The organism is Nocardioides sp. B-3 (genome assembly GCF_024703895.1).
Taxonomy (GTDB): Bacteria; Actinomycetota; Actinomycetes; order Propionibacteriales; family Nocardioidaceae; genus Nocardioides.
Window position 1 is genome coordinate 3,611,197 of the sequence record NZ_CP087968.1, and the last position, 12,564, is coordinate 3,623,760.

15 protein-coding genes and 1 pseudogene are annotated in these 12,564 nt (G+C 68.8%); 5 read left to right on the plus strand and 11 right to left on the minus strand.

Annotated elements, in window-relative coordinates; genetic code table 11:
* Positions 1-94 precede the first annotated feature (94 nt).
* From LP418_RS23930 to LP418_RS23940, 3 genes are all read right to left on the minus strand, one after another.
* Positions 95-1,204, minus strand: a complete 1,110-nt coding sequence (locus LP418_RS23930) for a hypothetical protein (RefSeq protein WP_257953964.1) — start codon at positions 1,202-1,204, stop codon at positions 95-97.
* On the minus strand, positions 1,092-1,418 hold the full coding sequence (locus LP418_RS34410; protein WP_442940314.1) for a hypothetical protein: 327 nt from the start codon (positions 1,416-1,418) through the stop codon (positions 1,092-1,094). The genes LP418_RS23930 and LP418_RS34410 overlap by 113 nt, the downstream gene beginning before the upstream one ends.
* Before the next feature lie 1,036 nt (positions 1,419-2,454).
* Positions 2,455-2,991: a class I SAM-dependent methyltransferase gene (locus LP418_RS23940; RefSeq protein WP_336276126.1), complete on the minus strand. Its 537-nt coding sequence runs from the start codon at positions 2,989-2,991 to the stop codon at positions 2,455-2,457.
* On the opposite strand from LP418_RS23940, the gene LP418_RS31455 reads away from it, so the two are divergent.
* Positions 2,990-3,334, plus strand: a complete 345-nt coding sequence (locus tag LP418_RS31455) for a hypothetical protein (protein WP_336275799.1) — start codon at positions 2,990-2,992, stop codon at positions 3,332-3,334. The genes LP418_RS23940 and LP418_RS31455 overlap by 2 nt on opposite strands.
* On the opposite strand, the gene LP418_RS23945 is transcribed toward LP418_RS31455, so the two are convergent.
* The 3 genes from LP418_RS23945 to LP418_RS23955 all read right to left on the minus strand — a co-directional run bounded on the left by LP418_RS23945 (position 3,303) and on the right by LP418_RS23955 (position 5,279).
* A complete protein-coding gene (locus LP418_RS23945) occupies positions 3,303-3,803 on the minus strand; it encodes a binary toxin-like calcium binding domain-containing protein (RefSeq protein WP_257953966.1) in 501 nt (166 codons plus the stop codon). The genes LP418_RS31455 and LP418_RS23945 overlap by 32 nt on opposite strands.
* Positions 3,751-4,863 carry a hypothetical protein gene (locus tag LP418_RS23950; protein WP_257953967.1) on the minus strand — a complete coding sequence of 371 codons (1,113 nt, stop codon included), beginning with the start codon at positions 4,861-4,863 and terminating at the stop codon, positions 3,751-3,753. The genes LP418_RS23945 and LP418_RS23950 overlap by 53 nt, the downstream gene beginning before the upstream one ends.
* 206 nt (positions 4,864-5,069) lie before the next feature.
* Positions 5,070-5,279, minus strand: coding sequence for a thrombospondin type 3 repeat-containing protein (locus LP418_RS23955; RefSeq protein WP_257953968.1), 210 nt, complete (start codon positions 5,277-5,279; stop codon positions 5,070-5,072).
* Here LP418_RS23955 and LP418_RS23960 point away from each other — a divergent pair.
* Entirely contained in the window at positions 5,269-5,502 is a 234-nt protein-coding gene (locus LP418_RS23960) for a hypothetical protein (RefSeq protein ID WP_257953969.1), read from the plus strand. The genes LP418_RS23955 and LP418_RS23960 overlap by 11 nt on opposite strands.
* A gap of 17 nt (positions 5,503-5,519) precedes the next feature.
* On the opposite strand, the gene LP418_RS29975 is transcribed toward LP418_RS23960, so the two are convergent.
* From LP418_RS29975 to LP418_RS23980, 3 genes are all read right to left on the minus strand, one after another.
* On the minus strand, positions 5,520-6,053 hold the full coding sequence (locus LP418_RS29975) for an Ig-like domain-containing protein (RefSeq protein ID WP_272496288.1): 534 nt from the start codon (positions 6,051-6,053) through the stop codon (positions 5,520-5,522).
* Positions 6,050-6,421: a thrombospondin type 3 repeat-containing protein gene (locus tag LP418_RS23975; RefSeq protein WP_257953970.1), complete on the minus strand. Its 372-nt coding sequence runs from the start codon at positions 6,419-6,421 to the stop codon at positions 6,050-6,052. Before LP418_RS23975 ends, LP418_RS29975 begins: the two co-directional genes overlap by 4 nt.
* Positions 6,422-6,626: 205 nt before the next feature.
* Positions 6,627-7,742, minus strand: a complete 1,116-nt coding sequence (locus tag LP418_RS23980) for a thrombospondin type 3 repeat-containing protein (RefSeq protein WP_257953971.1) — start codon at positions 7,740-7,742, stop codon at positions 6,627-6,629.
* Between the two features lie 731 nt (positions 7,743-8,473).
* Here LP418_RS23980 and rpsA point away from each other — a divergent pair.
* Positions 8,474-9,967 (plus strand): annotated as a pseudogene (gene rpsA, locus LP418_RS23985) (30S ribosomal protein S1).
* Positions 9,968-10,039: 72 nt separating this feature from the next.
* Here the strand turns inward: rpsA and LP418_RS23990 are convergent.
* On the minus strand, positions 10,040-11,014 hold the full coding sequence (locus LP418_RS23990) for a class I adenylate-forming enzyme family protein (RefSeq protein ID WP_257953972.1): 975 nt from the start codon (positions 11,012-11,014) through the stop codon (positions 10,040-10,042).
* A 333-nt stretch (positions 11,015-11,347) separates the two neighbouring features.
* Positions 11,348-11,506, minus strand: coding sequence for a hypothetical protein (locus tag LP418_RS23995; protein WP_257953973.1), 159 nt, complete (start codon positions 11,504-11,506; stop codon positions 11,348-11,350).
* A 93-nt stretch (positions 11,507-11,599) separates the two neighbouring features.
* On the opposite strand from LP418_RS23995, the gene LP418_RS24000 reads away from it, so the two are divergent.
* Together LP418_RS24000 and LP418_RS24005 are read left to right on the plus strand one after the other, a co-directional pair.
* On the plus strand, positions 11,600-12,103 hold the full coding sequence (locus LP418_RS24000; protein ID WP_257953974.1) for a hypothetical protein: 504 nt from the start codon (positions 11,600-11,602) through the stop codon (positions 12,101-12,103).
* 105 nt (positions 12,104-12,208) lie between these two features.
* Positions 12,209-12,544, plus strand: a complete 336-nt coding sequence (locus LP418_RS24005) for a helix-turn-helix domain-containing protein (RefSeq protein WP_257953975.1) — start codon at positions 12,209-12,211, stop codon at positions 12,542-12,544.
* The last annotated feature ends 20 nt before the right edge of the window (positions 12,545-12,564 follow it).

A 12,564-nucleotide genomic window follows, 5' to 3' on the forward strand; every position in this document is an offset into this window, starting at 1 on the left:
GTGTCGTGTAGTCACGACCACCTTCCACGACGACCGTTTCCAGCACGCTCGAAATGAAGACTTCAGGTTCGTAGTGGGATACAGGCCCGCACCTTCAGGAAGCTCCGATCTTCAGCTGGACGGTGTCCGAGATGCTCGATGTTGTTGCGCTGAACTTCAGCACTCGATCAACCGGAGCGTTCATGCGCACCGTCCGTCTGACCCTCACGCGGAGAGTGACCGACTGCCCCGGTGTGAGCGAGGGCGTGCGGAGATCACCTCGCAACAGTTTCCAGGTCACGCCCAGCCCCGACAAGGTTGCGGTGACCCGCACGCCGGGCCTTGCACTGGGTCCCGCGACGGTGAAGGCGGCAGCCTCGGTGCCGTCGTTCTGGATCCGCACCCGCACCACGCGGATGGGGCGGCGATGCGTCAGCTGGATTCGGCCTCGCTGCTTGACGGCGTAAACATCGTCGCCGATCACGTCTTTGCCGATGATGAGGATGGCATCGGGGCGGGGACCGTTGGGAACCGTCACGGGAGGTTGGGACGGTGCGGGCCCGGGGCCCGGGCCAGGTGCGGGGGCGAAGCTTGGACTAGGAGCGGGGGCGAGGCTTGGACTAGGGGCGGGAGCGGGGAGCACGGTGTAGCTGCTGGTGGTCGAGATGGTGTTGCCGGCTCCGTCGTGAGCCGTGACGGTGAACGTGTGATCTCCGGGCGCTCTCGTGTCCACGGCACTGCCCTCATCGACGGTGCCGACGCAGCCCTTCAGTCCGGAGCCACCGCGGTCGGTACACCCGTAGTCGGCCACGACGTCTTGGCCGAACTCGTAGACAGCGCCTGACGGCGGGGTCGTGAGCGCTGCGGTCGGGTCGCTGGTGTCGGGCACTTCTCCTCGGTGGACGCGGTAGCTGCCGTAGCCCTCCTCCGAGGACAGCTCCCAGATGAGGTTGAAGTCGGAGTCGAGCTCGGTGGCGATGCCGTCGGCGTGGTTCGTCCAACCGATCAGGGTGTTGCCGTTGGGCAGTCGCTCGGCCGACCCTGCGAAGTGGACGAAACGACCTCCGGGGGGCGCATATGTGCGTCCGACAGTGGCGGTGCCCGCTTCCTCGTCAAGCACGAACTCGACGACGCGACTCTGGCCGCGACCCACCGCCGGCCCCGAAGGATCCGCCGGGTCCACGCAGAGCGAGTTGACGTCGAAGGATCCGTTGTCGAAGACCATGATCGTGGTCGGACCGCCCGGTCGGGGTGACATCGCTGGCCGTGTGCTGCGCGCAGGGGCCGAGGAGAGAGTCGGACGACAGATCGAAGTCACTGAGGCGGCCACCCAGCCGCCAGACGATGTCTCCTTGAATGAATCCGTCGTGGTCCGTGCGTGCGATCTTGACGATCACGCTGAGGTGGCGCATCGACACCGGGTAGTCGCCGTCGCTCATGACCTGCACTGAGTTGATGTGGGCGTAGTCGGTCGACGGACTCACGGCCTCGGCCTCGAGGTCGATCGCGCCTTCCCCGGCCGCTGTTCCACTCGAACGCGACGCCGCCGTCCGGTTGGATCTCCCGGACAACCGCGTCCACGAGGTTGCTACCGCTGCCTCGTGGTTCGTACGCCACCATCACCCGGTTGCCGTTCGGCAACAGGAGGGAGTCGTGGAAATCGGTGTTGGTCAGACCAACCGTCGAGCGACGTGCGACCTCCTGCAGCTTGTCATCGAGCTCGACGATGACGTTGCCGGCCGGCTGGGCGACGTCCCGGCTCACCGAGAAGCTGCCGTCGTGGAGCTGCTTGAAGTCATGGCGGTTTCCCGTATAGGGCGCTACGAACACGGGTACGCCGTTGCCATCGACTGCTGTCATGAAGCGTGCAGGAACACCGCTGAACGGGTTAAGAGTCAGCAGGGTGTGTCCGGGCTGTGTTGCAACGCCAGTCGCACGTGTGCTGGCCAGCTCGGGAAACTCCGCCGGAAGGTAGATATAGGAGTAGGCAGATGTTCCCGAGACGTCCCGGATGATGATCGACACCTCGTCACCACTCTCGAGACCGTCCACCCGGACGGGCTCCCGTGCCAAAGCGCCATCGACGAACACTCGTCCGTCCGGGTCGCTCGTGGTAGCCAGAACGTCCACGACGCCCGCCGTGTCGCTCGTGGAGCGGATGCCGTACCTGCTGGCTCCACGAGAGAACTCGGGATACGTCGTCGTTCCGGCGCCGGCCACGTCGATGGCGTGGGCAGGGACGTCGACAGAACCTGCTGGCAGGGCAGGGGCGGTGAGCATCGCGCCTACTACCAATGTCAGCAAGGCGGTCACGACCGAGAGAGAACGAGTCATGCGGTGAGGCTACGGGGCTGACCCGGGGCACGTTCCCGCTTCGTCAGACTTCCTGCGATTCCCGGGCGTCGACGAGCCGTTGTTGCGGAGCGGCCGGTCGATGACGACTTCGCTGGAACCCAGAGCTGGTGTTGGGCGCGGTCACGTCCTGTCGGCGACGAAGATCGCCGTCCCGGGCGTGAGCAGCCCGCGCGTGCGTGACCAGCCGCCCCACACGCGGTCGTGGTCGGCGGGCCACTCGGGCTCGACGAGGTTGCTGAGGTTGAAGCCACGGGCCGCCGGGAGGCGCACCCAGTCGCCGAGGGTGCGGTGGTGTTCGACGTACGACACGACGCCCGAGGCGTCATCGATTTCGACGTAGGGAGTGCGGTCCCAGTAGGACTGGGATGCAGTCAGGCCGCCGACGCCCGGGTCGTCGGGGAACATCCACCGGGTCGGGTGAGTGATGGAGAAGGCGAACCGGCCGCCGGGGCGTAGCACGCGGGTCGTCTCGTCGAGCGCCTGCTCGATGTCGGCGACGAACTGGAGCGCTCCGAACGAGCAGAAGACGATGTCGAAGGAGCTGTCCGCGAAGGGCAGGTGTGTCGCCGTCGCGCGCACGGACGGGACCGCGACACCGGTGTTCTCGTCGAGGCGGCGGCTGTGCTGGAGCTGGCGGTGGGACAGGTCGAGGCCGATGGCCCGTCCGCCCCGGGGTCCGGACCCAGCGCGAGCACTGGCCGGCGCCGGACCCGACCTCGAGCACGTCCTTGTCCTTGACCGGGCCGAGGATGCCGAGGTCGGCCTCGGTCTGCCCCTCGGGCCCCCAGACGAAGCCGGAGTCGCCGAGGAAGTCCCCGTGCGTCGCCCGGTATTCGTCGGCGTAGCGGTCCCAGTCCGGGCCGTTCGCCCGCCGCGACTCGCTCTCGTCGACGGCGCGGCGTTCGACCCGGACCGACTGCGGCAGATGATCCACGTCCTGACGGTATCGCCCGCCGCGCCTGCGTGCGTCAGCCGCGGGTGTCGTCCGGGCCCGACTTGATGCGTGTCGGGTCGGATCCGAAGCGGATCTCACGGCCGTCGCTGGTGCCGCCGGTGTCGGTGTCACACCGCATCGGACTGGTCTTGCGCCGCTTCCACTTCTTGTTCTTCTTGCCGGTGCGCTCGTCGCCGTCCTTGATCTTGTCGCGGTCGGTGTCGGCCTTGGCCGGGTTGCTCCGCACCCGACCGATGTTGACGGTCTTGCCCTTGCGGTTGACCACGACCTTCTGCTTGATGCGGTAACCCCTCGCCTCGACACCGTCGTTGATCCGGTCGCCGTCGGTGTCCTTGGACAGCGGGTTCGTCTTCACGACGATCGAGCGCTTGGTGCCGGTACGACACGCCATGAACGGGCCCTTGACCCGCACGCCGGTGACTTCCTCGCCGTCGGTCAGGGTGTCGTTGTCCGTGTCGGGATCATCGGGGGTCGGTGCCGAGCTTGGTCTCGCGGACGTTGGTGAGGCCGTCACCGTCGCGGTCCGGATTGTCGGTCGCCGGGGTTGTGGCTGTGGGGCTCGGGGTCGGAGTGGCTCGGTTGCAGGTGACACCGCCGACGGGAGCCTCGGCGCGAACGTCCATGGGAGCCGGGGACAGCGACACATCAGCGACCTGTGTGGTGGCGAGCGTGAGGTCCACGTCGACTCTCAGGAGAGCCTGCAGGCTGGCCGCGGCAGTCGCACCGGTGCTGGCGTTGGTGAGCCCGAACCCGGTGACGGTCACGCTCGTGTTGAGGCCGGGGATCGCGATGGGGACGGTGACCGGGCTGCCGTTGAGGGGCACCGGAATCGCGGGCGCGCTCGCCAGCAGGACTCGGACCGTCGGGGGCGAGTCGAAGGCCGCGGTCCCCGTGGTGCCGTCGGAGTGGGCGCGCAGCACCACCGGACTGGTCACCCTGACCACTGCCCGGCCGCCGAAGAGCGAGACATCACCAACGGTCGTGGTGGTGACGGCCTCGACGTCCGAGCCGCCGACCGCGTCGTCGACGAGGGCGGTGACGGTGCGGACTCGGGATGCACCGACCGAGGCGATGGATGACGGAGCGCCGGGTACGGCGCTGAGGTCACCGACCGTGGTCTGCGCCAGCGAGGTGAGCGAGTCGGAGTACACACGCTGTCCGGCGACGGCCACCGGGCAAGCCGTCGCGGAGGCGTAGTCGGCCGGGACGCTTCCCTCGATGAGTCCGGGTTTGAGCAGCGGGTTCGGCGGGATGGGAAGGAGGCTGCGCGACGTCGGACCAGAGCGCGGTGGAGCCGTAGCAGTCACCGAATCGACATCCAGTGGCACGTTGTCCAGCAAGGCGGAGCCGTCAAGGTTCGCGGACTCGGCGCGAGAGTTCGGTGCTGCCGTCGTCGAGTCGACCGATCCGGACGAGTGGCCGAGTCGGACGGATGCCAAAGAGCCTGCCGGCACCGGGGTCGCGTCCAGCGCCACGATGTCACCGTGGGCGGCCGCCTTGTACGCCGCTGGCAGCGTCACGCCCAGAGCGGGTTGCTGCACGGCGATCGCAGCCGTGATGCCGGTCAGGAGCAAGCTGAGAAGGAGCGCGTTGAGCCCGGGTCCCCGTGGATGCATGTGATCTTCCCCGTCGTCGATGATTCCTGCTACTTGACGCGTCAACGAACGGGATGCGAGGGCAGTACTGCCAGCGCCCCGACCGGTCTAGACCGGTCGGGGCGCTGGTAGAGGAGCCCGGGCGCCGGAACGGAGTCCGACGCCCAGCGAGTGTGCAACTGATTTCAGCCGCCCGAGGTGAACTCCCTGCGCGGATTCCGGGCCCGCGACTCGAGGTCGTTCGGGCCCGACTTGATGCGAGTCGGGTCGGAGCCCAGCTTGACCTCGCGGCCGTCGTTGACGCCGCCGCCGTCGGTGTCGCACTTGCTCGGGTCGGTCTTGCGGCGCTTGTACTTCTTGTTCGCCGAGCCCGTCCTCTCCGCCTTGTCCGACAAGCCGTCCTTGTCGGTGTCGGCCTTGGTCGGGTTGGACCGCGTCTTGCCGATGGTCAGCGTGCCGCCGTCCCCCGGTCACGAAGACGACCTGCTTGATCCGATAGCCCTTGACCTCGCGGCCGTCGCCATGGCCGTCCCTGTCCGTGTCCTTGACGAGGGGGTTGGTGGTGACCCGGATCTTGTTCGTGGCCTTCTTCCCGCAGACCTCAGAAACGCTCCCTGACGGTCATCCCGTTGACCTCAGGGACCGTCCTTCAGGCCGTCGTTGTCGGTGTCGGGGTCCAACGGATCGCTCTTGGTCGTGTTCACTTCCTGACCGTCGTTGAGCCCGTCGCCGTCGGAGTCGGCCTTGAGCGGGTCGGTCCCGGTGCCCTTGTCGGGTCCGGTGCCGTCGTGGTCGACCTCCTCGCCGTCGGTGAGGCCGTCGTTGTCGGTGTCGGGATCGCCGGGGTTGGTGCCGGGCTTGGTCTCGTCGGTGTTGGGCAGTCCGTCGCCGTCGCTGTCCGGGTTGGCCGGAGCTGCGATCGTGAAGGTCACCGTGTCAGCGGGCGAGGTGTTGCCCGCCGCATCGGTGGCCGTCGCGGTGAATGTGTGCTGGCCCACCGGCAGCGCGGTCGTCGGCGTACAGCTCCAGTTGCCTGACGGGTCGGCGACCGCCGTACAGACGAGCACGCCGCCCTCGGTGACGGTGACCGTCGCACCGGGCTCGGCAGTGCCCGTGACGGTGGGCGTCGTGTCAGCCGTCGAACTGCCCTCGGCCGGCGACGTGATCACCGGAGCGGCGGGGGCGTGGTGTCGACGGGAGCGACATCGTCGGACGGCGTCGAGACCGGCTCGGTGCCGTTGAGCACTTCCTGACCGTCGTTGACGCCGCCGTCGTCGGTGTCGGCATCGCGGGGATCGGTCCCGGTCCCGGTGTCTGCTCCGGCACCGTCCGTGTCGACCTCGGCGCCGTCGCTGAGACCGTCGTCGTCGGTGTCGAAGTCCAGCGGGTCGGTGCCGTAGGTGATGACCTCGGCACCGTCACGCAGGCCGTCACCGTCGGTGTCGGGGTTGGTCGGGTCGGTCCCGTACATGGCCTCGGCGCCGTCGCTGAGGCCGTCGCCGTCGGTGTCAGTGTTGTCGGGGTCGGTCGCGGGCACCGTGCCGGTCTCGGTGGCATCGGCGAGGCCGTCGCCGTCGCTGTCACCGGCGACAGGAGCGTCATCGGCGGGTGTGGCGACAGGGTCGGTGCCGGACCACGCCTCAGGTCCGTCCTGTACGCCGCCCCCGTCCGTGTCAGGGTCCAGCGGGTCCGTCCCTGTGCCGGTGTCGGGGCCGGCCGCATCGGTGTCAACCTCTTCGCCGTCAGGTCAGGCCGTCGCCGTCGGTGTCGGCCATGGCGGGGTCGGTTCCCGTGGTCGCCTCTTCAGCATCGGTGAGTCCGTCGCCGTCCGCGTCGCCGGAGACCGGAGCGTCGTCCGCACCGGCCAACGGGTCGGTGCCGGCCCAGACCTCGGCGCCGTCCGGGGCGCCGCCGTCATCGGTGTCGGCATCGAGGGGATCGGTGCCGGTGCCGGTGTCGGGTCCGGCTCCATCCGTGTCCAGCTCGGCGTCGTCGCCCAGCCCGTCGCCGTCGGTGTCGCCGCGCAGCGGGTCGGTGCCCGTGCCGGTGTCCGGGCCGGCGCCGTCGGAGTCGACCTCCCGGCCGTCGGTCAGGCCGTCGCCGTCCGTGTCGGGATTGGTGGGGTCGGTGCCCGCGGTCGCCTCATCGACATCCGAGAGACCGTCGCCGTCGGTGTCGACGGGGGCGCACTCGACGCCGCCGGTGGGCGCCGTCGCGTCGGCCGTGAGCGGCAGCAGGCCGATGTGCACGTCAGCGAGCGCGGTGCCGAGCACCGGGGCGTCGACGGTGACGTCGATCGAGAGCACGGCGGGGATCGTCGCGCCGGTGGCCGTCGTCGTCGGAGCGTCGAGGACGCTCACGTTGATCTCCGCTGTCGCGACGCCGGGGATCGTGATCGGACCACTGCCGCCGCTGCCACCATTGCCACCGCTGGAGATGATGAGCGGGGCCTGACCAGCCACGGTGAGTGTCACGTCGGGCGCCGTGTATTCCACGGTGCGGGTCGCGCCGTCGTGGGTGACCACGAGCTTCGTCGGGTTGGTGACGGTCACGGTCGCGGTGGGAACTCCCGAGACTGTCAGCAGGTTGATGTCTCCGACGGTGCCTTCGGCCGTGGCGCGCACGCTGTTCGTGCTGCCGCTGGGGATCAGCTCCACTGTGCCGGTGGTCGTGATCACGCCGAGCTCGGCGGCCGTGAGGGTGGGCACCGGGTTGTCGGCAACGGTGGTCGCGTCCACCCGGGTGAACGACTGCGCGAGGGGTGTGCCGGCCGGAACGCAGGCGAGGTCGCCCGCCCAAGCGGCAGACGTCGCGCCCGACCCTGCCTCCAGCGAGACCGCCGGTGCCAACTCGGTCACCGGCAGGAACGTACCCGAGTCGGCGGCCGGCCCGGCGGGCTGCTCGGAGGTGGTATTCCTCGATCGGGATCGAGGTGCCGAGCACCGCCGGATCGAGGTTGGAAGCCGTCGCCGACGTCTTCACGGCAGCGGTGCTGTCGACGGCGGTCGTCTCGTGACCGGAGATCACGTGGGTCTCGTTCGCACCTCCCAGCAGGACAGTGATGTCTTCCGGGTCGCTGTGCGTGGAGCCTGAGTAGGCCGCTGGTAGTGGCGCAGCCGTGGCTGGTGGAGCCAGTGACAGGACGGTCAGCCCCGGCACCGGGGGCCAAGGTCGTGATGGATGCCGGGACACGCCCGGTGCGGAAGTTCGCCACGGTGCTTCCTCTCGGTCGTCAAGGCTGCCCCGTGACAGCCTCCAGCGAGACGCGACGCCCTACGCGACTGAATGACGTCTCGCGCAACGAACGTTCCAGAAATCCAACGAAGTGGAACAAAAACACCACAATTGATGACGGCGGACCGCCCGTGGACTAGACCACCTTGCGAAAGGCCCTCGAGTCCGCATGGGCGGCGGGGGAGGTGCGGCCCCAGTTGGACTCCCGGTGCGACGCGGTAGTCTTCAGGGTGCGCCAGAGGTCTGTCTGAGTTCCATACGGAGCGGACTCTCGCTCGCTATCTCTCATCGGTGGTGAAACCGGCCCTTGCGCGTGTCCGCACGACTTCTATCCATCCAAGGAATTAATTCCCTTATGACGAGCACCATCTCCGCTCTTCCCGATTACGACGCGCCCCGGGTCGCGATCAACGACATCGGTTCTGAAGAGGACTTCCTCGCGGCCATTGACGCGACCATCAAATACTTCAACGACGGCGACATCGTCAGAAGGCACCATCGTCAAGGTCGACCGTGACGAGGTCCTCCTCGACATCGGTTACAAGACCGAAGGTGTCATCCCGTCCCGCGAGCTCTCGATCAAGCACGACGTCGACCCCTCAGAGGTCGTTTCCGTGGGCGACGTGGTCGAGGCCCCCGGTCCTCCAGAAGGAGGACAAGGAAGGCCGCCTGATCCTGTCCAAGAAGCGCGCACAGTACGAGCGCGCCCGGGGCACCATCGAGCAGGTCAAGGAAGAGGACGGCGTCGTCGAGGGCACCGTCATCGAGGTCGTCAAGGGCGGTCTCATCATCGACATCGGCCTGCGCGGCTTCCTGCCCGCCTCGCTCGTGGAGATGCGTCGCGTCCGCGACCTGCAGCCCTACGTCGGCCGGGTCCTCGAGGCCAAGATCATCGAGCTCGACAAGAACCGCAACAACGTGGTCCTGTCGCGCCGTGCCCGGCTCCGAGCAGACCCAGTCCGAGGTTCGCCACGGCTTCCTGACCCAGCTCCAGAAGGGTCAGATCCGCAAGGGTGTCGTCTCCTCGATCGTCAACTTCGGTGCGTTCGTGGACCTCGGCGGCGTCGACGGCCTCGTGCACGTCTCCGAGCTGTCGTGGAAGCACATCGACCACCCGTCCGAGGTCGTCACCGTCGGTGACGAGGTCACCGTCGAGGTCCTCGACGTGGACATGGACCGCGAGCGCGTCTCCCTGTCGCTCAAGGCCACCCGGGAAGACCCGTGGCAGCACTTCGCCCGCACCCACCAGATCGGTCAGATCGTGCCCGGCAAGGTCACCAAGCTGGTGCCCTTCGGTTCGTTCGTCCGCGTCGAAGAGGGCATCGAGGGCCTCGTGCACATCTCCGAGCTGGCCGAGCGCCACGTGGAGATCCCCGAGCAGGTCGTCCGGGTCAACGACGACGTCATGGTCAAGATCATCGACATCGACCTCGAGCGTCGCCGGATCTCGCTGTCGCTCAAGCAGGCCAACGAGACGGCCACGGCCGCGGACGTGGAGGAGTTCGACCCGACCCTCTACGGCATGACCGCGACCTACGACGAGCAGGGCAACTACGTCTACCCCGAGGGCTTCGACCCCGAGACCGGCGAGTGGCTCGAGGGCTTCGACGACCAGCGCGCCGTCTGGGAAGAGCAGTACGCCAAGGCGCACACCCGCTGGGAGGCGCACGTCAAGCAGCAGGCCGAGGCGAAGGTTGCCGAGGCCGAGGCCAACGAGGCGACGTCCTACTCCTCCGGTGGCGACGACGTGTCCGAGACCGGTGGCGACACCGGCGGTGCCAGCGGTTCGCTCGCGTCCGACGAGGCGCTGCAGGCGCTTCATGAGAAGCTCACGGGTGGCCAAGCGTGAACATCTGACTGATGGTCAGATCGGCTTTCCTCGAACGGCTCACCGGCCTCGCCGGTGGGCCGTTCAGGCATTTCAGGGCCGCTCGAGCAGGCCGGGCAAAGGTCGCGGCGCACCTTCCCGGTGGCGGTCAGCGGCAGCTCGGCCACGCGCACATACGTCTTCAGGGCGCTTCGCTGGAGCGAGTACGGCGATCGCGTGCTCGCGCAGCTCAGCGTCGGTCGCCGTACCGACGACCGCGGCGCAGACGCGCTGCCCCCAGTCGGGGTCGGGGCGGGCGAACACCGCGACGTCGTCGATGCCCGGCAGCTCGCGCAGTGCGTTCTCCACCTCGAGGGGGTAGACGTTGACGCCCCCGCTGATCACCGGGTCGTCACGGCGACCGTCGAGGAAGACATAGCCCTCGGAGTCGATCCGGCCAGCGTCACCGACCGTGAACGCCGGCCCGGCAGGGGTCACGCGCCGGGCCTCGACAGTCTTGGCAGGATCGCCGAGGTAGGAGAAGCGAGCATGTGGCGGCACCACGCACCACAGCCGACCATCGGCGTCAGTGGTGATGGAGCGACCCGGCCGGGCGCGGCCGACGGTGCCCGGGTGCGTCAACCAGTCCTCGGACCGGCAGGCGGTGAACTGGCCCTCGGTGGAGCCGTAGAACTCCCACGTCGACCCGGGCGGGAACGCCTCGATCAGACGGTGCTTGAGTGCCGGCGGACAAGGTGCTCCCGCGTGCGCGACCAGCCGGAAGGACGAGAGGTCAGGGGTCCCGACCTCGTCCCAGTGCGCGAAGAGTCGCTGGAGATGGGTCGGCACGCAGAACATCGTGGTCGGCCGCTCGGCCCCGATCGCCGCCGTGATGCCCGCCGGGTCGAAGCGGCCCGGCACCACGATCCGGCCACCGGCCAGCAACGTGCCCATCGCGAACCGCAGGGGAGCCGAGTGGTGCAGCGGGCTGAGCACGAGGTTGACGTCGTCGGGGGAGAAGCCCCACAGGTCGCGCTCCTCGGTGACGAGTGCTGCGGCGTCGGCGGGAGTCAAGAGCCCCGAGAACACGCCCTTGGGAGTGCCGGTGGTGCCGCTCGTGCAGTGGATCGGCCGGCCCTTCGGCAGTCCGCGACGCCGGCCCCGTGGAAACGTCGCGAGCAGGGCATCGACCTCGGGGCCCGGGGTGAGGACCGGGTCGGGGGAGATCGGAGCCGGGGATCCGCTCCCGCTCGGCGTCCGTCAGTGCAGGGTCGAGCGGCACCGGGAAGATGCCCGACGCAAGGAGGGAGAGCACCGAGTCGACGTGCGCGTGCGAACCGGGGACGAGCAGTGCGACCCGGGATCCGGGGCTGAGCCCGGCGGCGTCCATGACGCCATCCAAGCAAAGCCGCGGCGGGTTCCTCAGGGGCGGGGGACCGGGTGACGGCGGAGCTCGACGGGGCCGAGCTCGTCGTGGTCGTCGGCGTGGGTGGCCGCACCGGCGAACAGGTCGTGACGCGCGTAGCTCACGAGGTAGGCAGCGATGGCGGTGGCGACGAGGATGAAGAGGATGGTGGTCATGGCAGTAATTCTGCGCCCGCATTGATGCTGCCACCAGTGGCAGGAATGACAGTGTTGGTTGATTTCCTGCCAGTCGTGCGCCAGCATGTCCCCATGAAGAAGGTCGCGGTCGTGGTGCAGGACGGAGCGGAGCCCTTCGGCCTCGGGGCGATGTGTGAGGTGTGGGCCGAGCCCTACCACCCCGAGGACGACAACCCGGTCTTCGACTTCGTCGTCACCACGCCCCGTCCCGGCCGGGTCAAGGGCAGCGCCTTCGACCTGTACGTCGACCCGGGTCTGGAGGCCGCCGCCGACGCCGACTCGGTGTGCGTCATCCCCAAGCGCGGCTACCTCGACCCGTCACCCGAGGTCGTCGAGCTCGTCCAGCACGCGCACGCGCGGTGCCTTCGTCTTCGCCCACTGCACGGCCGCCTTCGTGCTCGGCGAGGCCGGGCTGCTGGACGGCAAGCGGTGCACGACGCACTGGCGACACGTGGACGAGCTCGCGGGTCTGTATCCCGAGGCACAGGTCGACGGCGGCGTGCTCTACGTCCGGGGAGGGCAACATCGTCACCGGTGCGGGCTCCGCGGCAGGCCTCGACGCGGCCCTGCACCTGATGCGCCAGCAGTTCGGTGCGCGCGTCGCGGCGTCGGCCGCCCGCCGGATCGTGGTGCCGCCGCACCGTGACGGTGGCCGGGCGCAGTTCATCGCGCGCGATACCGGTGTGCGAGTCGGAGGCGCTCGCCCCGCTGCTGGCCCGGATCTCGACCAACCCGGCCGAGGAGCTCACGGTCGAGACCCCGGCCCGGCACATGCACATGTCGCCGCGGACGTTCGCCCGCCGATTCAAGGACGAGACCGGCACGACGCCGTACAGCTGGGTGCTCGCGCAGCGTGTGCAAGCAGCCGAGGAGCTGCTCGAGCAGACCGACCACTCCATCGACTGGATCGCCGGCGAGGTCGGCTTCGGCAACGCGGCGACGCTGCGCCACCACTTCGGTCGCTACCGCGGCGTGAGCCCGGTGGAATATCGACGGACCTTCAGCGAGACCGCGTGACCACCTCGGTAGCCTTGCAT